Origin of the sequence: Escherichia sp. AM3, from assembly GCF_032029835.1 — a bacterium.
Lineage (GTDB): Bacteria > Pseudomonadota > Gammaproteobacteria > Enterobacterales > Enterobacteriaceae > Escherichia > Escherichia coli.
The window spans coordinates 1-310 of record NZ_JAVUPQ010000796.1 but is presented as its reverse complement, the minus strand read 5'-3'; the positions used below and the strand labels follow the sequence as shown (position 1 = coordinate 310).

Here is a 310-nt window from a genome sequence, read left to right as displayed (position 1 = left end):
GATCGAGATCGAACATCAGGAGACAGAAGTGGCTACTGACATCCTGCGGGGAACTGGCTGCCAGCGCTATTTTGAGACGCTGTAAGATTGTCGAGCGATTCAGACAGCCCGTCAGATCGTCCGTGGTGGCTTTGACGGTCAGCTGCTGTTCTGCTTTTTTACGTTCGGTGATATCCAGGCCAATGTTGAGAATGGAGTTATCCGGCAAAAGGATGTTTGACCAGAGAATGGTTAACTGCGTCCCGTCTTTACGCACCGGGTGCCATTCGTACATATCCTTAAGTGGTGCGAAACGAACCGACTCCTGCAC

Annotated in this window: 1 protein-coding gene; it reads right to left on the bottom strand. The window is 51.6% G+C overall.

From position 1 onward, the window contains the following. On the bottom strand, window positions 1-310 hold a 310-nt coding region (locus tag RTW80_RS28415; RefSeq protein ID WP_409415334.1), incomplete at both ends, for a GGDEF domain-containing protein.